This is a genomic window from Streptomyces asiaticus, from assembly GCF_018138715.1.
Lineage (GTDB): Bacteria > Actinomycetota > Actinomycetes > Streptomycetales > Streptomycetaceae > Streptomyces > Streptomyces asiaticus.
Genome location: NZ_JAGSHX010000006.1, coordinates 7,574,040 through 7,592,663, shown reverse-complemented (window position 1 = coordinate 7,592,663; position 18,624 = coordinate 7,574,040). Strand labels below are relative to the sequence as shown.

General features: G+C 67.0%; 13 protein-coding genes, 1 tRNA gene and 2 pseudogenes. 7 read left to right on the top strand and 9 right to left on the bottom strand.

The window, feature by feature from the left end:
- Positions 1-99: 99 nt before the first annotated feature.
- The 4 genes from KHP12_RS40195 to KHP12_RS40180 all read right to left on the bottom strand — a co-directional run bounded on the left by KHP12_RS40195 (position 100) and on the right by KHP12_RS40180 (position 7,865).
- Positions 100-3,669 (bottom strand): laminin G domain-containing protein, encoded by a 3,570-nt coding sequence (locus tag KHP12_RS40195; protein WP_211834271.1) that lies wholly within the window; start codon positions 3,667-3,669, stop codon positions 100-102.
- Between the two features lie 695 nt (positions 3,670-4,364).
- On the bottom strand, positions 4,365-4,835 hold the full coding sequence (locus KHP12_RS40190; RefSeq protein WP_211834270.1) for a hypothetical protein: 471 nt from the start codon (positions 4,833-4,835) through the stop codon (positions 4,365-4,367).
- Positions 4,836-5,160: 325 nt separating this feature from the next.
- On the bottom strand, positions 5,161-6,276 hold the full coding sequence (locus KHP12_RS40185) for an IS630 family transposase (protein WP_211834974.1): 1,116 nt from the start codon (positions 6,274-6,276) through the stop codon (positions 5,161-5,163).
- Between the two features lie 404 nt (positions 6,277-6,680).
- Entirely contained in the window at positions 6,681-7,865 is a 1,185-nt protein-coding gene (locus KHP12_RS40180) for an IS701 family transposase (protein WP_211834269.1), read from the bottom strand.
- Between the two features lie 103 nt (positions 7,866-7,968).
- On the opposite strand from KHP12_RS40180, the gene KHP12_RS40175 reads away from it, so the two are divergent.
- The 7 genes and pseudogenes from KHP12_RS40175 to KHP12_RS51690 form a co-directional block, all read left to right on the top strand.
- A protein-coding gene (locus tag KHP12_RS40175; RefSeq protein WP_372455262.1) for an IS5 family transposase occupies positions 7,969-8,786 on the top strand; the annotation gives its coding sequence in 2 pieces (ribosomal slippage) (positions 7,969-8,316 and positions 8,319-8,786; 816 coding nt in all).
- A gap of 153 nt (positions 8,787-8,939) precedes the next feature.
- Positions 8,940-9,386 carry a helix-turn-helix domain-containing protein gene (locus KHP12_RS40170; protein ID WP_208652908.1) on the top strand — a complete coding sequence of 149 codons (447 nt, stop codon included), beginning with the start codon at positions 8,940-8,942 and terminating at the stop codon, positions 9,384-9,386.
- Positions 9,275-10,057: an IS630 family transposase gene (locus KHP12_RS40165; RefSeq protein WP_210608874.1), complete on the top strand. Its 783-nt coding sequence runs from the start codon at positions 9,275-9,277 to the stop codon at positions 10,055-10,057. The genes KHP12_RS40170 and KHP12_RS40165 overlap by 112 nt, the downstream gene beginning before the upstream one ends.
- Before the next feature lie 277 nt (positions 10,058-10,334).
- Positions 10,335-11,138 (top strand): acyl-CoA thioesterase, encoded by an 804-nt coding sequence (locus KHP12_RS40160; RefSeq protein ID WP_308289528.1) that lies wholly within the window; start codon positions 10,335-10,337, stop codon positions 11,136-11,138.
- A gap of 208 nt (positions 11,139-11,346) precedes the next feature.
- Complete coding sequence (locus KHP12_RS40155) at positions 11,347-12,420, top strand: IS630 family transposase (RefSeq protein WP_244202730.1); 1,074 nt, start codon at positions 11,347-11,349, stop codon at positions 12,418-12,420.
- A gap of 111 nt (positions 12,421-12,531) precedes the next feature.
- Positions 12,532-12,617, top strand: a tRNA-Arg gene (locus tag KHP12_RS40150).
- Positions 12,618-13,114: 497 nt separating this feature from the next.
- Positions 13,115-13,561, top strand: a pseudogene (locus KHP12_RS51690) (integrase); the annotation flags it as partial.
- 219 nt (positions 13,562-13,780) lie between these two features.
- On the opposite strand, the gene KHP12_RS40140 reads toward KHP12_RS51690, so the two are convergent.
- The 5 genes and pseudogenes from KHP12_RS40140 to mhpA all read right to left on the bottom strand — a co-directional run bounded on the left by KHP12_RS40140 (position 13,781) and on the right by mhpA (position 18,455).
- Positions 13,781-14,254 carry a lytic polysaccharide monooxygenase gene (locus KHP12_RS40140; RefSeq protein WP_472911742.1) on the bottom strand — a complete coding sequence of 158 codons (474 nt, stop codon included), beginning with the start codon at positions 14,252-14,254 and terminating at the stop codon, positions 13,781-13,783.
- Positions 14,255-14,309: 55 nt separating this feature from the next.
- Positions 14,310-14,624 (bottom strand): annotated as a pseudogene (locus tag KHP12_RS40135) (integrase core domain-containing protein); the annotation flags it as partial.
- A gap of 104 nt (positions 14,625-14,728) precedes the next feature.
- Positions 14,729-15,703 carry an AraC family transcriptional regulator gene (locus KHP12_RS40130; RefSeq protein ID WP_308016992.1) on the bottom strand — a complete coding sequence of 325 codons (975 nt, stop codon included), beginning with the start codon at positions 15,701-15,703 and terminating at the stop codon, positions 14,729-14,731.
- Between the two features lie 32 nt (positions 15,704-15,735).
- Positions 15,736-16,845 carry an alpha/beta hydrolase family protein gene (locus KHP12_RS40125; RefSeq protein ID WP_143678093.1) on the bottom strand — a complete coding sequence of 370 codons (1,110 nt, stop codon included), beginning with the start codon at positions 16,843-16,845 and terminating at the stop codon, positions 15,736-15,738.
- The gene (gene mhpA / locus KHP12_RS40120) at positions 16,842-18,455 is read right to left on the bottom strand and encodes a bifunctional 3-(3-hydroxy-phenyl)propionate/3-hydroxycinnamic acid hydroxylase MhpA (protein ID WP_086882866.1); all 1,614 of its coding nucleotides are present in this window, start codon (positions 18,453-18,455) and stop codon (positions 16,842-16,844) included. Before mhpA ends, KHP12_RS40125 begins: the two co-directional genes overlap by 4 nt.
- Between the last annotated feature and the right edge of the window lie 169 nt (positions 18,456-18,624).

Below are 18,624 nucleotides of genomic sequence, written 5' to 3'. Positions count from 1 at the left end.
GGGCCGACACGATCCGTTTCACTCCCCGTCCCCATCGCGTGCGGTCCGCGCCGCGCTCGTTGTCCCACTCCGTCGGCCGTCCGTCACGGCGGCCGGGTATCACGAGTTCTCCAGTGGTCCGGCATCCAGGACCTGCGAGCGAATCTGTTCGGCGCTCATGGCTCCCGCCCAGATCCTCAGCTCCTCCACGGCCCCGGGCAGATAGTGGGCCGTGCTGCCGCCCCCAGTCCCCCGGCCCAGGGCCAGTTCACCGGTGCCTTGCTGTTCGGCCGTGAAACCGGCCCGGTCCAAAGACTCCTGGTCGGAATCCCCGACGTACAGGTGCACTTTCCCGTACCGGGTCTCGGTCTTCTCCGGGTCATCCGGGTCGGTCCATTCCCATGCCTCCTGGGCGTCGAAGGTCCCCGTCACCTGCACCCAGGTGTCCAACTCGGCGTTTTCCTCTCCGGGTACGGAAGCGCTCTGGGTCGCCTTGCCGGTGCCATCGACGCTTGTGCGGGTGAAGCGCCATCGATAGGTGTCTTCCGCGGGCTTGGTCACCCACAGCGCCCAGGACGATTCGGTGCCCGTCCGCTGCCCGGTCACCTGGGCTTCATAGCCGATGGGCTTGCCGGAGAGCTTGGCGCTGTCGAGGCGTACGCGAGCCGAGGCCGTGAAGGAACCGCTCTCGTCGAGCACCGGCCCGGTCGTGGAGGCGTAGCCGGAGGTTCCGTCGAGGAGAAGCGCGTTGTCGTCTTCGTTCAGTGTGGCCCCGGTAGAGGACAGCTTCATCGCGGCGGCGGGGTATGAAGTGCCTTCGGTGATCTCCGTTCCCTTTGCGGCGGAGGCGTCCCACATGGCCACCAGTTCGTTGGGCGGCGCCTCGCTTCCCATCAGCCGGGCCTCTGTGCGGATCTCGTCCGCGGTCAGCACGCGCTGCCAGAGGGCCGTTTCGTCGATGCGGCCGTGGAAGTACTCACCGTACGTACCGCCCACCTTGGATCGGCCGAACTGTAGGCCACGGTTCGCGGTCCACGGCTCGTAACCGGCCGCCGCCTTCGACAGCACCACGGGGTCGCCTTGTGGCCGCCCGTTGACGAACAGCTGGATGGTGTCGTTCGACTTGTCGGTATCGCCCTTGGTGTCGAAGACTCCGGCCAGATGTGTCCAGACCTTGAGCGGAGGGTTCTGCGCGTTGGCGAAGGAGCGGATGTATGTGGGGTCGTCGCGGTCCTTGTCCGTACGGTTGAAGATCCACTTCTTGTACGTGGAGGAGTAGTACAGGGTGAAGCCGGAGCCGTCCTCTCCCGGCTCGGTCAGCACCACCCTGTTCTCGGTGGAGTCGGTGAGGTACGCCCAGGTCGAGACGGTGAATGAGTCCTGGGTGTTCACTGCCGCCGTGGATGTGGCGGCATATCCGCTGGTGGCCGAGGAGTCGTTCAGCCACAGCGAATAGTCGGCGTCGCCCCGCCGCCCGAAGGTCGACCAGCCCGTTCCCGCCTCGTCGTAGAGGGTGGCGTCATGACGGGTCCCCTCCGTGGCACTGTCGACGGCCTTGGTCACACCGGAACCCGGTGCCCCGTCCGCGAAGTGCCATCGGCCTACAGGGCCCGCGGCCGGCGCCACCGCGAAGGTGAACTCCGCGGGGGTACCCCAGCGATTGCGTACGTCCTTGGCCTCCACGGACAGCACCTGGGTCCCGGACAGTGGCGGAGTGACATTCAAGGTGACCCGTGCTCCGGCGCTCTGTTTGGTGTTCGCGGCCGTCGTGGTCAGCAACCGCCAGCGATAGCCCGTGATGTCCGTATCGGCGGCGTTCGGCTTGACGGAGAAGGTGCCGGACACACCGGGACCGCCCATCCCCACGCACTGGTTCGGCTGGCACTCGGTGTAGGGCTTGCCCGCCGTGATCTGCGGTGCCTTCGGAGCGGTGGAGTCGATCTTCAGGTAGCACCAGGAGGAGTAGGACGAGAACAGATCACCCGACTTGCCGCTGTAAGCCCAGTGCGACTGCGTCCGCGCCTTGTAGCGGTATAAACCACCGTCGGCCCGGTCCGTTGTGCGCATCTTCTCCAAGGTGCCGTCCGGGTCCCAGCCGCTGTCCGGTCGGTAGCCGCTCCACACCTTGTCCCATGCCCCGTCGTCCTGTTTCCGCTCCATCCAGAACTCGGCCTGGAGCGAGCCCTTGTCCTCGCCGCTCTTCGGTTGCGTTCTCGTCTGGACGCGAGCCTGGACCATCGGATCCTTGCGGGTGACGACCAGCGGATCCGAGGAGGACGTCTTGCAGTAACCGGAGGTCCCGTCCCCCGGAATCACTCCCACCGAGGTGGGCACACCGGGTCTGGGAACGTAGGTGACCTTCAGGGTCGCGTTGTCCTCGAATCGCTTCCATGCGGTAGCGTCGGTTTCGTCCTTCGCACGCAGCATCAGGGTGAGCCGAGAGATCTTGCCGTCGGCGAAGGACCTGACCGTGCTCGCGAGGTTCTCGTCCGACTCGTCCGGGTTGTCGTTGAACTCGATCCATGCGTCGGGCTGTTCCGGACTGCAATTTTTGCCCCGCCCGGCGGAGACATAGCGGTCGCCCATCTGATCGAGTTGCCTGGGTCCCGGCCAGCGTGTGCCCTCGGAGATGTTGTCGGTGCGTTCCAAGTCCACCCAGTGCGGATCGCAATCGAATGACCATGTCTCGTGAGCGCGGAAGGTCGCGTCCAGCACGTACTTCCCGACGAGCTTCGATGGCGCGAACTCGAAGTACATGCGGTCCACGTAGCCGGCCCCGCAGTAGTAGCCGTTGGCGCTGCCGCACTTGCCGACCCCGAGGCTGCCGTCGAACTGCCAAAACCTGTCCCCGTCGGACGAGAGCTTGGTGCGCTCCGAGGCGCCGAGGCCGACTGGCGGATCGATGTAGACCGGGTAGACAGTCTTGCCCCCGCGCAGCAACCCGAGGTCCGGCTTCACGATCACCGCACCGTCCCGCACTGTGACGGGCAGTACTGCGCTGGCATCACCGTTGCCGGGCCGTGTTTGCGGACCTCCCTCCTCCGGTGCCGCCAGGGCTTTCGGGGCTTTCGGACCGTTCGCGGCGAGGCCCTCGGCGTCTCCGGCCGAGTCCCACATCTGGCCGGCCGGGCCCTTGAACACCGCGTTGCCGTCATCATCCATCGCGCGCAGCCCGCCACCCGCGCCGGGAGCGGCTTCAAGCCCGACCCCGGAAACCGACAGCTTGATCTGCTCAAGGTCGGGATTGGTGGCCGCCTGAGCCGTCCGCACGACGAGAACCTGTCGATAGCCCTCTGCCGTCGCTGTCAGCTGAAGGTCCACTCCGTCCAGCACATCCGGATACGTGGCAGTGGACCCGTCCAGCCTCGGCGCAGGAAGCTGCCGCCCAGGCCATGAAAGGCGAATCGTCTTACCAGCCGTTCCCAGACGCAGGAGCTCGGCTTCACCGCCCCCGGAGAACGCCAGGTCGACCACCACGCTCCTGGGCCCGACACTGCCGTCAGAGCGGCGCTCCAGCGTGGTGTCGACATTATGCCATGATCCGTCGTCCGCCCTCACGCGCTGCGGGACCGAGGACTGCTCCAGCGTGAACGTCCCATCCGGGTTTGCGAACGTCTGCGAGTACTCGGCTCGCTGGGCAGTCACCTCCACAGGCTCGCCCGACGCAGCTGCCCGCTCCGACGCACTCATCGCCTGCGCCCCGGGTAACGCACCCACAGGTGCAACCGGTAACAAGACCAGCGATACGGCGACGATCGCCGCGGCAGACGCCCCCGCGACGGCGCGACGCGCCGCACTCATCCCACCGCCGCGCACGCGACAGCTCCACCTCAACCCCACAGTCCCCACCCCGGAGTCACAGAATCTTCATATGTACGGCGAAGTAGATCCAACATAAAGACACAGCGTCAAGAGTGATCCGTGCGCCTCGCGGCGCCTGGGAGCGATTTCAAGCTACCCAGCGCCCATACGAGAAGCCTTCGGCTGGCCACCACATCCCTTGGTGCGGGCGACGTGTTTGATCGTGTAGGAGCACGCGCGGAACTGGTGGCCACTGGGGCGTGACGGTCCACCGCACGATTGGACTATTTGCGCGTGGCCAGCATGTTCACGGCGATGCGCCTGAGGGCCGTCGCACCATCTCGATCGGCCGAGCGGCTTGGCACGCTATTTCCTGACAGGCACATTTAACCTGTCCCACACACGCCGACTGGCCCACGCCGCACTCGCCACGCAAGGGGAAAGTCCAGGTCAGCCAGGCCGCGGCGCCTGCGCGGTCGCATGGTGTGCGCGAGACGGAGGATGCTCAACGAGTACCCGTGTGCCGCCTGAAGTGCAGCGATAACTTCTCGAGCGGCGCATGTTGGTCTCGTGAGGCCGCATGATCAGTGATCAGGGCCCTTCGAACCAGCACCATCCGGTGTACTGCCCAGGTGGCCAAGGTGCGCTTCGGCCTCTGCTGCTCTGCCGGTGTCGCCCACCACACGGGCGCAGACGAGTTTCACCCAGTGTGCGCGCACGAAAGACGGAGCCCGTTCCGCGGCGCGGACCGCTGCGGCGAGCGCGTCGGCGGGACGGTTCCGGGCAAGTTCCGCTTCGGCGAGCGCGTGCCAGCCCTCGCCCAGCTCGGGTGCCAGTCGCACCGCCTTCCGTGCGGCCCTATCGGCAGTCTCCAAATGCCCTTGGCACAGTGCTCCGTTACTCAGGAGGATCCAGGCGAGGGCGCCACCCGCGTCGGCGGGACGCTCCGTCAGGAGCTCCGCCTCGGCCGACCGCCCGGCCATCATCAGGCTCACGGGATCGTCGGCGCGGGTACTGTAGGACACCGAAAGGCTGCGGAACTGTCTGAAGCGCATACGCAGCGAGGTCAGCGGCCTCTCGGTCGAGGCATCGGTCAGGCGCTCCCCGGCCGGCGCCCCACCGTTTCCCGGTGGGCGAGAAACGCGGCGGACGCGAGGTCGGCCATGCCGCGCGCCTGAGTGCCTCAGCGCGCACGTGGCGGGCGAAGTGGGCATCGGAAGGCAGCGGACGCCAGCCCTGCTCGATACCCCGCTCGTCACGCGGGATGGATACCGCCACATGCCTGACCGCCACAACTGGTGGCGCCCTTGTTTCTCTGTTGGGCTCCTCCCCCGCCTTGACCTAGTGTGATGCGCCGGAAATAGCAGCTCTAAGTTGCTGTCAGGTATCGGTGGCTGGTGGGTTGATTTTGGTGAGGTAGTCGGCGAGCGAGTTGAGGATCTCGTCGGCGGTCTTGGTCCACGTGAAGGGCCGTGGGTTCTCGTTCCAGGTGTCGATCCATGCGGTGATGTCCTGCTCGAGGGCCTTCACGGAGGTGTGGATGCCGCGGCGGATGAGCTTGTCGGTCAGCAGACCGAACCACCGCTCGACCTGGTTCATCCAGGAGGAGCCGGTGGGGGTGAAGTGGACGTGGAAGCGGGGGTGTTTGCCCAGCCACGTCTTGATCTCGGGGGTGTTGTGGGTGGCGTAGTTGTCGCAGACCAGGTGGACATCGAGTCCGGCGGGCACGGCCTTGTCGATCCGGGTGAGGAACTTCTTGAACTCGATGGCCCGGTGACGTCGGTGGAGTTCCGATATGACGGTGCCGTCGGCGATGTTGAAGGCGGCGAACAGGCTGGTGATGCCGTGCCGGTAGTAGTCGTGGGTGCGGCGTTCGGGCATGCCCGGCATCATCGGGAGTACGGGCTGGGAGCGGTCCAGTGCCTGGATTTGGGCCTTCTCGTCCACGCACAGGACCACCGCCTTCTCGGGCGGGTGGTGGTACAGGCCGACGACGTCGACGACCTTGGCGACGAACTGCGGGTCGGTGGAGAGCTTGAACGCGTCCTGGAGGTGCGGCTTGAGGTCGAACTTCTTCCAGATCCGCCCGATGGTGGACTTCGACAGGCCGGAGTGCTGGGCCATCGAGGCCCGCGACCAGTGGGTGTCTTTGCCCGGGGTGGACTCCAAGGTCGCGGTGAGCACGTCTTCGACCTGGTCGAGCAGGATCGAGGGCGGTCGGCCAGGACGCGGCTCATCGGTCAGCCCGTCCAGCCGCAAGCGGACGAACCTCGACCGCCAGCGGTTCACCGTTCCGTGGGATACACCGAGGTCAGCGGCGATCTCCTTGTTAGTCCCGCCTTCCGAGCACCGCAGCACGATCCTCGCCCGTAGCGCCAGGAACTGCGCAGTCTTCGCCCGCCTCGCCCAGCGCGTCAGCTCCGCCCGCTCGGCCTCGGACAGCACCAGCTCCGGCTTGCGCCGACCCGACCGCGGCTCGTCCACCAGGCCCGCCATCCGCCGGGCCACGAATCGCGAGCGCCACTTGCGCACCGTCTCCGTACTCACCCCGAAACCCACTGCCACACTCGCGTTTGACGCCCCCCTCCGCACAGGCCAGGATGATCCGGGCCCGCTCCGCCACGCGAGCCGAGACCGCGCCGTCCGCCCAGCGCGACAACTCCGCACGCTCCTCGACGGACAGCACAACTTCGACAGCACGAGGACCCCGAGACGCCATGAAAACAGCCTACAGACTTAGTACTGCAACGGTGCTTGTCGTGACTGGTGGGCAGGTCAGGGGCTGTGTCCGCGTCGTTTGTAGTGGCTGGTGCGGGCCTGGTGTTGTCGTCGTCGGCGCCAGGTCGACCAGTGCAGGATGTGCTCGACGGGTGTGGGTCGGCGGTCGGTGAGTCGGGTGATCAGCCGTCGTATTTCGGCGAGGCTGAGGTGGATGAGCTGGGAGGATCCGTTTCTGCTTTGTCCGTGTCCAGCTCTCGGGCTCGCAGGACGGTCAGGCAGGCGTGGGCGGCCATGGCCAGGGTCATGTGGCGGTGCCAGCCGGGATAACGGCGAACCTGGTAGTCGTCCAGGCCGCATTCCTGTTTCGCGCTCTGGAAGCATTCCTCGATGGCCCATCGGCTGCCCGCGACGCGGATCAGCTCGTCCAGCGTGGTCTCAGCGGGGCAATAAGCGATGTAGTAGGAGATCTCTTGCGGGCGGGCGACGCTGCGGCGGGCGACCACCCAGTGGCGGCGGTCAGGCCGGTGCCAGGGCCGCACCTCGACACGGGCCCAGTCGTAGATCCGCAGGCCGTGAGCCCCGCTGCCACAGGAACGGCGCTTCCATTTCTGCCGGGCAAGACCGGGAAACAGGTCGTGGACGGGATGGTCGATCGCCCAGCGGGTGACCACGGTGTCGTGGCGGGTGGTGGCCATGACGTGGAAGACGTCCGCCCGCTCCAGCTCCGACCGCCAGCCTTTGCTGAACCCGTAAGCGGCATCCGCGGTCACCCACCGAAACGGGATCTTGTCCGCGAGCGCGCGGCGGACCATCGCCTTGGCCATGGCCACCTTGGTCTCGAAGGCGACCTCGTCCTCGATGCCGGCCCGGCGGCACCTTTCGCGGTCGTCGGTCCAGGAGGCGGGCAGATACAGACGCCGGTCGATCAGCGTCCGCCCACGGTCGGTGGCATAGGCGAGGAAGACGCCGACCTGGCAATTTTCCGTGCGCCCGGCGGTGCCGGAGTACTGCCGCTGCACCCCGGCCGACCGCGTCCCCTTCTTCAAGAAGCCCGTGTCGTCCACGACCAGGACGGCATCGGGGTCGCCGAGGTTGTCGACCACGTACTGACGCACGTCGTCGAGCACTTCATCGGCGTCCCACTCGATCCGGTTCAGCATCCGGTGGATACGGTCCGGGCCCGTATGGCCGGCTTCCTCCGCCAGCGTCCAGCCGTTCTTCCGCTGCAGCGGAGCGATCAGCCCCCGCATATAAGCAAGTGCCGACTCCCGGGGCTCCGACCTGCTGAAACGATGCACGAATCGCTCGTGCACAGCGTCCAGTTCACCCGACCACAACCTGACATCAGCGAGGTCCCCACCCATAACCACACCAACGACCGACCTGGTCAGCAGTCACGGCAAGCACCGTTGCAGTATTAGAGCTTGTCTCACGTGGTGTCAGGTTGATGCGGCATGATGTTGCGCTATGGGTGTTGGTCTGTCGCAGCGGCTGGTTCCTGACGAACCCTGGTCGCTCGTTGTGCCGTTGCTTCCATCCTTCGCGTCCCGTCCGCAGGGTGGCGGAACGGCTCCGGTGGACGAGCGGGCCGTGTTCACGGCCGTGGTGTACGTGCTGACCAGTGGCTGTGCCTGGCGGCATTTGCCGGAGACGTTCGGCGTCTCGTCGGCCACCGCGCACCGCCGGTTCTCCGCGTGGACCGAGGCCGGTCTGTGGCGGCGGCTGCACCAGGCCGTCCTGGACGAGCTCGGGGCGCGAGGTGAGCTGGACTGGACCTCGGCCATCGTGGATGCGGCCTCGGTCCGTGCGAAAAAGGGGGATCGCTGACCGGGCGCAATCCGGTCGACCAGGGCAAGAAGGGCAGCAAACTGCACGTCCTGTCCGACGCCCAGGGCTTACCCCTCGCCCTCGGCGTCTCCGGCGCGAACGTTCACGACAGCCAGGCACTTCTGCCGCTGATCCTGGGCATTCCCGCGATCCGGTCCCGACGCGGACCGCGACGACGCCGGCCCGGCAGGCTCCGCGCGGACAAGGCGTACCACTCCACCGAGCGCCTGACGTGGCTGCGCAACCGTGGCATCGTCCCACGTATAGCCCGTCCCGGAATCGAGTCCAGCGAACGCCTCGGCCGACACCGCTGGAAGATCGAACGGTCGATCTCGTGGCTCTTCGGCTACCGGCGCCTGACCGTCCGATACGAACGAAAGGGCACACACTTCCTGGCCTTCCTCGGCCTCGCAGCCGCCCTGACCTGCTACAAAAAGCTCGCGAAACTCACCACGTAAGACAAGCTCTTAGAGCTGCTATTTCCGGCGCATCACACTAGTAGATTGTCGCTGCTTAGTTGTGGCATGTCTGGTTGGGAGGTTAGTGTCTGGCAGATTCCTTTCCCTCTGTCAGACGGGACTGTTGTCATGGGTTCGCAGAAGAAGTGGCCGGTGAGGTTGACCGCGCAGGATCGCGAGGGGTTGGTGCGGGTGACCACGACGGGTGTTCGCCCAGCTTCGATGATCATGCGTGCCCGGGTGCTGCTCGCGCTGGACACCTCGGTGGGTGAGGTGGATTCCAAGGAGGTGATCGCGGCCCGGCTCGGCGTTTCCGGTGAGACGTTACGGCTGGTCGCCAAGCGTTTCGCCGAGACCGGTGGCGATGTGCACGCCACGATCGCGCGGAAGAAGCGCGACCTCCCGCCGGTGCCCTCGCCGGTGACCGGCGAGGTCGAAGCCAGGCTGATCGCGATGGCGTGCTCACAGCCACCCCAGGGCCATACCCGGTGGTCGCTGCGGCTGCTGGAGAAGCACGTCGCGCTGGCCGAGGACATCCCCGATCTGGACCACTCCACCATCGGGCGGGTCTTAAAAAAACGGAACTGCGCCCTCACCTGAGAAAGTGCTGGACCATCCCGCCACGAGCGAACGCGGAGTTCGCGGCCCGGATGGAAGACGTGCTGGCCGTCTATGCCCGGCCCTACGACCCGGCACGTCCGGTGGTGTGCATGGACGAGAAGCCCTACCAGCTCCTCGATCATGTCCGCGACCCGCTCCCGGCCCGCCCCGGTCACGACGCCCGCCAGGACAGCGAGTACATCCGCTGCGGCACGTGCTCGATCTTCGTGTGGACCGAACCCCTGCGCGGGTGGCGCCGTGTTCAGGCACTGTCCCAGCGGACCCGGACCGACTGGGCCGGCCAGGTCAAGCAGTTACTGAGCGTGGACTACCCCGACACCGAGACCGTGGTGCTGGTGATGGACAACCTCAACACCCACAGCATCGCCTCGCTGTACGAGGCATTCGAACCACAAGAGGCATTCGCCCTGGCCCAACGCCTCGAGATCCACCACACGCCCAGGCACGGGTCATGGCTCAACATCGCCGAGATCGAACTCTCCGCGCTGACCCGGCAATGCCTCGACCGCCGGATCAGCGACCTCGGCATCCTCAACACCGAACTCTCAGCCTGGCAGAACGCCACCAACACCGACCAACGTCAAGTGAACTGGCAGTTCACCACCCACGACGCACGCATCAAACTGCGCCACCTCTATCCCAAAAATTAGCCGCGACAATCTACTAGTGTCTCGTGATTCTGTTTATGGAACCTGAGGCGTCTGTGACCGTTGAGTGGGTTCCCGTTTCTTCTGTCCCATTTCCTATCCTTCGTGTCCCATGTCTGGACCGTCGGTGCTGCGCACAGTCGCGGTGCGGCTTGGAGTAACTGGACCTGGTCGCGTGGTATGCCCTGTCCGACCTGGTGGCGAAGTTGACGCTGCCCTAAGGTCATCATGCATGAACACTCCTGACGGTCAGAGGTTCGGTATCCAGATCGATGTCCGGGTGCGGCAGGCCGATCTTGGTCGAGACGGCTCGGCAAGCACGATCGACATGGCCCGCTGGCTGGAAGACGCCCGGATCCGGCTGCGGCTGCACCGCTTCGAACGCCTCATCGGTAAGGGTGGGTTCGGGCCGTACCAGATATTGCTCGTCGGCCAACGGGTCAACCGGCTTGCTCCGGTCGGCCCGACCGGTACCCGCGTGCAAGTGCACACCGGGGTTCGCCGGGTCGGGCGCTCCTCATTCACGTTCGAACAGGTGATCATGGTCGACGGCAAGCATGTGGGCGGTGGCGACGCCACCGTCGTGCTGGCCGACAGCTCGGGGCCGCTCCAGCTTCCGGATGAGCTGATCGCCGATCTCGACGAGATGCAGCTACCGGAGACAGGAACGTCGGCAGCTGCCCGTCCACGCCCTGAGCGCCTGCAGCGTGCCCACTACTCGTACTGGGCCACGCTGCGTTCCCGGATCGGTGACGTCGACTCCAACCAGCACGTCAACTTCATCGCACTGGCCACTTGGTACGACGAGGCCGTCGCCACCTTCACCTCGCACTCGATTGGGACAAGTGGTGCGGGCTCGGTGCCAGATCTGCCCCCTTCGTCGTACCAGATCCAGTATCTCGGTGAGGTGACCTACCCGGGCGACTACGAGATCGGGCTCACGGTCCGCTCCGTCGACACCGACTCCGTGCACTACGAACTCGGTGTCTTCCACGACAGCACCTGCCTGAGCGTGGCCGACGCCATCGGCCCACGCGGCAAACTGACCGCCGAAGTCCTGGAAGCGGCCCCGATGGCGGACTGACCACGGTCTCTCGGGGACAGGCCCAGGTTCATCCCGGCATCGCGGCGCCACTGGCCCCGATCCGCGCCTGCGGAGAAATGCCATGAATCTGGGACTCGATCCAGGTGACACCGTCATGAGACAACCGAGAAACCCCAGGCCAACGAAGATCGACATGTCACGCGGTTTGGGACCTTACAGGTCTGGTATGGATCTCTACTCTGAACAGATGGCTGAGCTGCGGGAGTTGGCGGGTTCGCGGGATGTGCCGGCTGTCGTGGCGCTTCGCGCACGGATCGTGCTGTGGTCGGCCGAGGGGCGGCGGCGCAAGGACATCGCCCAACTCGCCGGTGTGGCACCGCTGACGGTGGACCGCTGCAAAGCGCGTTATGGCGAGCGGGGTGTTGCCGGTCTGGAGGACAAGCGCCGGGGCGGGCCACGAACCCAGGTGCCGCCTCGGGCGCGGGCCCGGGTGATCGCCTTGACGAGGATGTCCCCGCCCGCGGATTCCGGGCTCTCGCGCTGGTCGACGCGAACACTGGCCGACCACTTGAAGCGGCGCGAGGGCATTTCGGTGTCCTGGCATTACGTTGCCCGCATCTGGCGTGAGGAGAATCTGAAACCGCACCGTTCGGGCACCTTCAAGATCTCGAAAGACCCGGCGTTCGCGGAGAAGGTCGCCGACGTCGTCGGTTTGTACCTGGCCCCGCCCGTTGGCGCCGTGGTGCTGTCGGTCGACGAGAAGACACAGGTGCAGGCCCTGGACCGGACCCAGCCGGTGCTGCCGGTCACGTTCGCGGCCACCGAGAAGCGCACTCACGACTACGTCCGGCACGGCACCACGAACCTGTTCGCCGCGCTGAACGTCACGACCAGTGAAGTGCTGGGCGAGTGCAAGCCGACCCGGAACGGCGCGAACTTCCTGGCGTTCCTAAAGAAGGCTGTCAAGCCGCACGCGGGAAAGGAAATCCATATCGTCCTGGACAACCTGTCCACGCACACCACCCCGGATGTGAAGGCATGGCTGGCGAAAAACCCGAATGTCCACTTCCACTTCACCCCCGTCGGCTCCTCCTGGCTGAACCAGATCGAGACCTGGTTCGGGATCATCACCCGACAGTCCATCCGCAGCAGCACGTTCTCCAGCGTCAATATCCTGGTCAAACAGATCCGCGACTACATCAACTCCTGGAACGAGAACGCGAAGCCCTTCACCTGGACCGCCACCGCCGACGAGATCCTCGCCAAGGTCCGACTCGTCCAGACCAGCGTGAAGAAACTCGTCAATAGCAACTCGAAGTGACACAATCAGGATCACGAGACACTAGGTTTGCTTCCTTCGCCGAGTTAATCCAGTCCGTATGAGATTCAATGTGTCTGCTGTTGGCGAATCTGCCCGAACCCACCCATACCTGCCCCCCGGCGGCCAGGAAACGCGAGGATAGAGCAGGCGCCTTCTAAGCGCTTGGCCGCAGGTTCGGGTCCTGCCGGGGGGCGCCATCACCATGCCGCCAGCGGGGGCACTAACACGCTGGTCAGAACCCCTAGAGTGACGGTCCAACGAAAGCCCCACGCCCGCGCTCCGCAGGCGTCGATGTCCGGCTGACACCGACCAAATCCGGGCCCCTACGGGTGTTCGTCCCACATACGTCCCACGGAATCACGCCTCCGACCCTCTCCAGTGGGCACAACGAAGCGGCCCCGCCCCCGCTTCCGCAGGGCCGAGGCCGCTCGTCATGCGCCCGCCGGTTGACGATCTTCATCGTCTTCGAGGGCCTTCAAGATTCCGCCGATCTCGCCATCGATGCAGCTCGCGTACGGTGAGCAGCACCTGGACACTATTGCCTGCCCACTCGGCCACCCGGGCTGGCGGGACACTGCGGGTGCCGATACATCATCCACGCAGGTCGGGAGCCTGATCACGGATCTTCGGTTCTCCTCGACATTCGCCCCGGGGCCTTCACCTGCGCAGGGCCCCGGCGGCATCATGGTCTGTCGTGCTGCTGCGCCTGGACTACCTCGCCGCGACCAACGCCCTAGCATTCCTACGCCTCCTGCCGATGAGCGACAGAGAAAAGGACATCGAGATCCTCGTACTCCGGCACCAACTGCTGGTCCTACAGCGTCAGGTCGGCAAGCCGACCCTCACCGACAGCGACCGTGCCATCCTCGCCAGCCTGCTCCACCACCTCCCCAAAGGCAGACTGCGGCACCTTCTGCTGCTGGTCCGCCCCGACACGGTGTTGCGCTGGCATCGCGACCTGCTCAAGCGGCGCCATGTCGCATCCTGCGTACCCAGGCGACGCGGACGCCCACGCACCATCCGATCGATACGCCCCCTGGTCCTGCGCCTGGCCAGGGAGAACACCTCATGGGGATACCGACGGATCCACGGCGAACTCACAGCGCTGGGAATCAAGATCGCCGCCTCCACGGTCTGGGAGTCTCAATGGCCGTTGAGTGCTGGAGTCGTACGATGGGATAGTGGGGAGCCGGCTACCGTGCGACTGCCGTGCGATCGGGCGCGTTCACACCGGGAGCGAAGGGAGCCCCGTCGGGGCAGGGTGACCAAATGGGCCCCCTGCCCCGAGGGAGCTCGGTCGGCCGGGCGGCGGGTTACCGGCGCCCGGCAGAGACCGGTGCCGTGTGCGGCGCTCCCCTGCTCAGCCGAAGTTCACGTCGCTGCACCACATGTAGGCCTGGTCGAGGTGCGAGGCCTGCCAGATCACGAACAGGATGTGGTGTCCGGTGTAGCCGGAGGTGCTGACGTTGAACATGTAGTCCGTCGCCGGGCCGAAGCGGCCGGTCTGCGTGATGAAGTCGAGGTTGCCCCAGCCCAGGGTCTGGGTCTTGGGGTCGAAGCCCTGCTTGCTCACGTAGGCCGTGAAGTAGTCGGCACCGTGGGACGCCTGGTCGTGCACGTGGACCGAGAAGTTGTTGCCGACGGTGGTCGTCTTCCACTGCCCGGGCTTGTTCAGACTGGCGTTCCTCGAGAGGTTGTTGCTGCAGAGCGTCCCGTTGGGGGTCTGCGACTGGAACTGGCCACCGAGGCCGTCGCGGAGCGCGCTCATCCAGTTCCACATGGTGTCGGGGTTGGCCTGGAAGGCCTGCCAACACATGGGGTCTTCGGTCTGCATGGCCGGGTTCATGTGGTCGTTACCCCTGTGGGTGCCGATAAATCATCCGCGCAGTTCAGGCCGCTCGCTGGTACTCGTGGAGGGTTCCGCCGAGTCGGTCTCGTCTGTGGACGTCCAGGTGGGCAAGCTGGGCTTGTTGCGTGATGGGTGTGGGTAGCGGGCGGCAGGCGGCGGCTTGTTGCAGGGCTCTGTGCGGGCGGTGCTCGTTGTAGAAGGATTCATACTCGCGCAGGGCGTGGAGGAGGTGACCCTGGTTCCAGATCAGGGTCCGGTCCAGGAGTTCGCTGCGGCAGGTCTGTATCCAGCGCTCCATGAGCGAGTTCATCCGTGGTATCCGAATGCCGGTCGTGACGACATTGAGACCGGCATCGGTCTAGCTAGACGAATAGCCTCAAAAAGGGCCTACTGCGGCGGGAGTCGCCGTCCTATCGAAACACCACTTCGGAGGACGTGACCCCTGCGACGGTGTGGAGGCTATCTTCGGGCGGCGGTAGCCGACGGAAGCTCACCGAATCGCGAACGGTACTCGCTCGCGAATCTGCCGAGATGGGTGACGCCCCAGCGATACGCGATGTCTCCGATTGGGTCATCGGTCGTCAGGATGTCGTGGCGTATGCGGTCCAGGCGGAGGCCGCGAACGTAACTCATGGGCGACGTGTCGAGCTCTTCCCGGAACATGCCGCTGAGCGTCCGTGCGCTGCACCCGGCCGCCTCCGCGATCCGGCCCAGGGAGAGCGGCTCCGGCAGGTTGTCCTCGACGAAGGCGAGGGCCGACCGCAGCGCCTTGGGGTGCGGTGTGGCGGGGGCGGCGTGCAATGTGACGGTGTGGGTGTGCGGCTGGGCCAGCAGTAGAGCGGTCACGATGCAGCGCAGCTGGCTCTGCTGCAGCTCCTGCCGCTGGAACAGCGGGTCACCGGAGTCGAGCTGCTCGATCAGGGACTCGATCAGCAGCTTCACCGCCCTGCCCCGCGGTTGGGACAGGTCGAGCGGCAGGTCGAAGCGGACGGCGGGGGCATCCGGGCGCCCGGTGAGCGCCGCGAGCTCGCGCCGGACGAACCCGGCGTCGATCCGCAGGCCGAGGAAGCGCGTCCCGTGCCGGTTCTGGCGGAGTTCCTGGGTGTCGCCGGGGTTGTAGACCCCGGCCCTGGCCTGGCCGAGGACGGCCTGCCGGTCGCCGCGGCGCGCGGCGATCTCGCCGGCCAAGCCCAGGTTGACGAAGTACGAGTCTCTGCCAGGGGCCTCGCCGACCTGCACCGACAGCGAGGAGGCGAAGTAGCCGACGGCGAAGCCCGGGGCCGCGACGCCGCGCAGCTCGTGGTCACCCTCGTGGAGCGGACCGAGGGGCCTGAGGGTGACCGCCCCGCCGAAGAGCCGGGCCGCGGAGTTGAGCAGGGTCACCGGGTTCCGGGACTTCGTGAGGATGTAGTCGCGCAGAGGACCCGACAACACGGTTCACCTCCTGGTCCGAGGATGCCACTGTCTCACCGGCCGCCCTCCCGGGCCAAGGAGTCGCGGAGCCGGTCGGCGAACCAGTCCGCGACGATCACGTGCTTCTCGTGCGAATGGTTGTAGAGGCAGTGGTCGCCGTCAGGCCACTCAGCCCAACGCTTGTCGGGCGAGGCCGCGGAGTCGTACAGGGCGCGGGCGTTGCCGGCCAGGAATACCCGGTCGGGGCTGCCGTGCAGGACGAGCAGCGGGACCCGCAGCCGGGCCAGCCGCTCCGGGGTGAGACGGTAGCGCTCCATCGCTGCATGGGCCTGCCCGGGGTCGTCGATCCCGAGCAGCGGCCGTACCTTCGCGATGAACCTCGGGTAGCGGTCCAGGATTTCGGCGGGGCGGACGGTGCCGCCGTTGATGCAGCAGGCTGCGTACCCCTGTCCTGCGCTGGCGGCCAGCGCGGCGAGGTATCCCCCCATGCTGTTCCCCCAGATCCCGACCCGATCGTCGAGCCTGCCGTCCGCCCGCAGGGCTGTTGCGACCGCGCCGAAAGCCTTCTCCACGCCCAGGGTCATGTGGCTGCCGTGGAACAGCCTGCTTTCTCCCTGCCCGGGAACGTCGGCGAGGAAGGCGGCGACTCCTCGCTCGAGCAGATATGTGGCGCCGGCGTGGTACTCCTCCCGCCAGCCGTCGAACCCGCCGACGATCACCACGACCGGCGGCCTGGTGACCCCGGCAGGGCGCAGCAGCCAGCCCGACACGATCCCGGCGGAGGTGTCCAGATCCAGGTGTTCGGCGGCGGGCTCGGTCAGCGCGCCCGCCGCGCCGAAGGCGTCGATCAGCCTGCGGTACAGCTTCCGCTTGCGCGGCTCGGCGTCGGCGAGCGGGACCTGCCCGGCCCGGAAGCAGGCCGAGGCGAACAGGTACCAGCCGTGTGCAGTCGCGGTGTGCCCTGCGGCGAGCGCGGCGCTTGCGCGGGCCAGGTTCCGCTCACCCAGCTCCTCGGCGGCCTCGTCCCACGGCCGTCCGCCGTCGGCGAGCCGGTGGAGCTCGTGGGCGTCGGCGGGGTCCATGCCGTTGCCAACGAGCCGCTGCATCGGCATCGCCCGCTTGTGCGCCTTTGCCGCGGCCCGCCACTCCTGAGTGCCCGTCACGGAACCACCGCCGTTCCCGCCAGCGCCCCGCCCAGAGCCTCGACGGCCCGGCCCGCCGCTGCGGCGTCCTCGGCGGCGCCGAAGACGTAGAAGTCCGGGCGGTAGAGGATCGCCGCGAGGCCGGTGCGGGCGAAGTAGTCGGCGTAGTAGCCGTCGACGTCGGCGGGGTCCTCGCCGAGGGCCACCACCCGGGCCGCGATCCGGTCGAGCACGGCCACCTGGGGCGCGGTGAGTTCGCAGGCAGCGCCGGGGGCGAACAACAAGGTCCAGCCGTGGCCGACCACGTCGTCGAACCGCCCGGTCCGGCCTGCGGACCGCACCCTGCCCTGTGGGGCGAGCCTGCCGACGACCTCGGCCGCCTTTCCTTCGGCTGCGGTGTCGAGGAACCCGCCGTGCAGGTGGGGGAAGACAGGCAGGGGCGGTACCTGGCCGCGGCGGAAGGCGTCGTCCCTGGCCGCGGCGATCTCCGGGTCGAAAGTGCAGGACACCCGGCCCGCCTCGACGGAGAGCCGGATCAGCGTCTCGACGTGGGACGCCCGCTCGGCCTGGTAGCCGTCGAGTAGGGTGTCGGCGGCGAGGCCACGCAGTACCAGGTCCAGTCGCCAGGCGAGGGCCTTGGCGTCACGGATCCCCGAGCACATCCCCTGCCCCATGAACGGCGGCATGACATGCGCGGCGTCGCCCGCCAGCAGGGTCCGGCCGCTGCGCCACTGTTCGGCGAGCCCGGCCTCGAAGGTGTAGACCGCGTGCCGGACGAGGTCGGCCCGGTCCGGGGTGATGCCATAGGGCTCCAGGAGCTCCCAGGCCGCCCACGGGTCGTCGAACCGGCCCGGGTCCTCACCGGGCAGCAGCGCGAACTCGAACCGGCGGTGCCGGGTGCCGAGCTGGAAGAGGCAGTGCGGGCGGGTCGGGTCGCACACCTGCCCATTGTCGAACCCCAGGTGCAGCGGAACCTTCGGCTTGAGGTCGCAGACGAACCAGGTCTCCTTAAAGCCGACGTCGCTCCGGGCAGTGCCAAGCCGGGCGCGGACGAAGCTGTTCGCGCCGTCGACGCCCACCAGGTACCGGCCCCGGAACGTCCGGGTCCGCGCGCCGGGAAGACTGTTCCCGGCGCGGGAGCCGACGCTCTCACGCACGGTGACCTCGACGTGGTCCCCGTGCTGGGTGAACTCGGTGGCCTCCCAGCCCTGGTGTACCGAGACATTGGGCAGCGCCCGCACCGCCACGTCGAGCTCGTCCTCGACCGACGGCTGGTACATGAAGTAGTCGGAGGGCCAGCCGGAGATGCCCTCGGCGTCCCAGTCGAAGGTCAGCAGGGTCTCGCCCGCCGCGTTACGGAACTCGTACTTGGTGGCGCGGAACATGTCCCGCGCGACCCGCTCGGCCACGCCGAGAGACTGGAAGATTCGCATGATCTCGTGGTCGACGTGCCCGGCGCGCGCCCTGCCGTACAGCCGGGGCCAGCGTTCGAGGACCGCGACGCGGTGGCCAGCCTGCCCGAGCAGCGCCGCCAGGGTCTGGCCGACCGGGCCGTACCCGATCAGCACGACGTCGTACGGGGCGTCGGTGTCACCCGGCGGTGCGGTCGGATCGATGGTCGTTCCGTGCATCGTCCCCTCCCTAGGTTGTGCCGCACACGCTAGGCAGGCGGCCGCGGACTCCCTGTCCGATTCCGGCGTCCGGTATCCGATCCCGGAACCGTTGCCGGAACCGGACAAGACCTGCCCGAACCGGACTTGGTCCCCGCCCTCGCCTACCTACCTTGGCCGGGCAATTCGC

Coding starts and splice junctions, on each gene's coding strand:
- KHP12_RS40190 (WP_211834270.1), bottom strand. CDS start 4,835: ATGCGCTTCAGACAGTTCCGCAGCCTTTCGGTGTCCTACAGTACCCGC.
- KHP12_RS40155 (WP_244202730.1), top strand. CDS start 11,347: ATGGCTGAGCTGCGGGAGTTGGCGGGTTCGCGGGATGTGCCGGCTGTC.
- mhpA (WP_086882866.1), bottom strand. CDS start 18,455: ATGCACGGAACGACCATCGATCCGACCGCACCGCCGGGTGACACCGAC.
- KHP12_RS40180 (WP_211834269.1), bottom strand. CDS start 7,865: ATGGGTGGGGACCTCGCTGATGTCAGGTTGTGGTCGGGTGAACTGGAC.
- KHP12_RS40195 (WP_211834271.1), bottom strand. CDS start 3,669: ATGAGTGCGTCGGAGCGGGCAGCTGCGTCGGGCGAGCCTGTGGAGGTG.
- KHP12_RS40140 (WP_472911742.1), bottom strand. CDS start 14,254: ATGCAGACCGAAGACCCCATGTGTTGGCAGGCCTTCCAGGCCAACCCC.
- KHP12_RS40185 (WP_211834974.1), bottom strand. CDS start 6,276: ATGGCGGGCCTGGTGGACGAGCCGCGGTCGGGTCGGCGCAAGCCGGAG.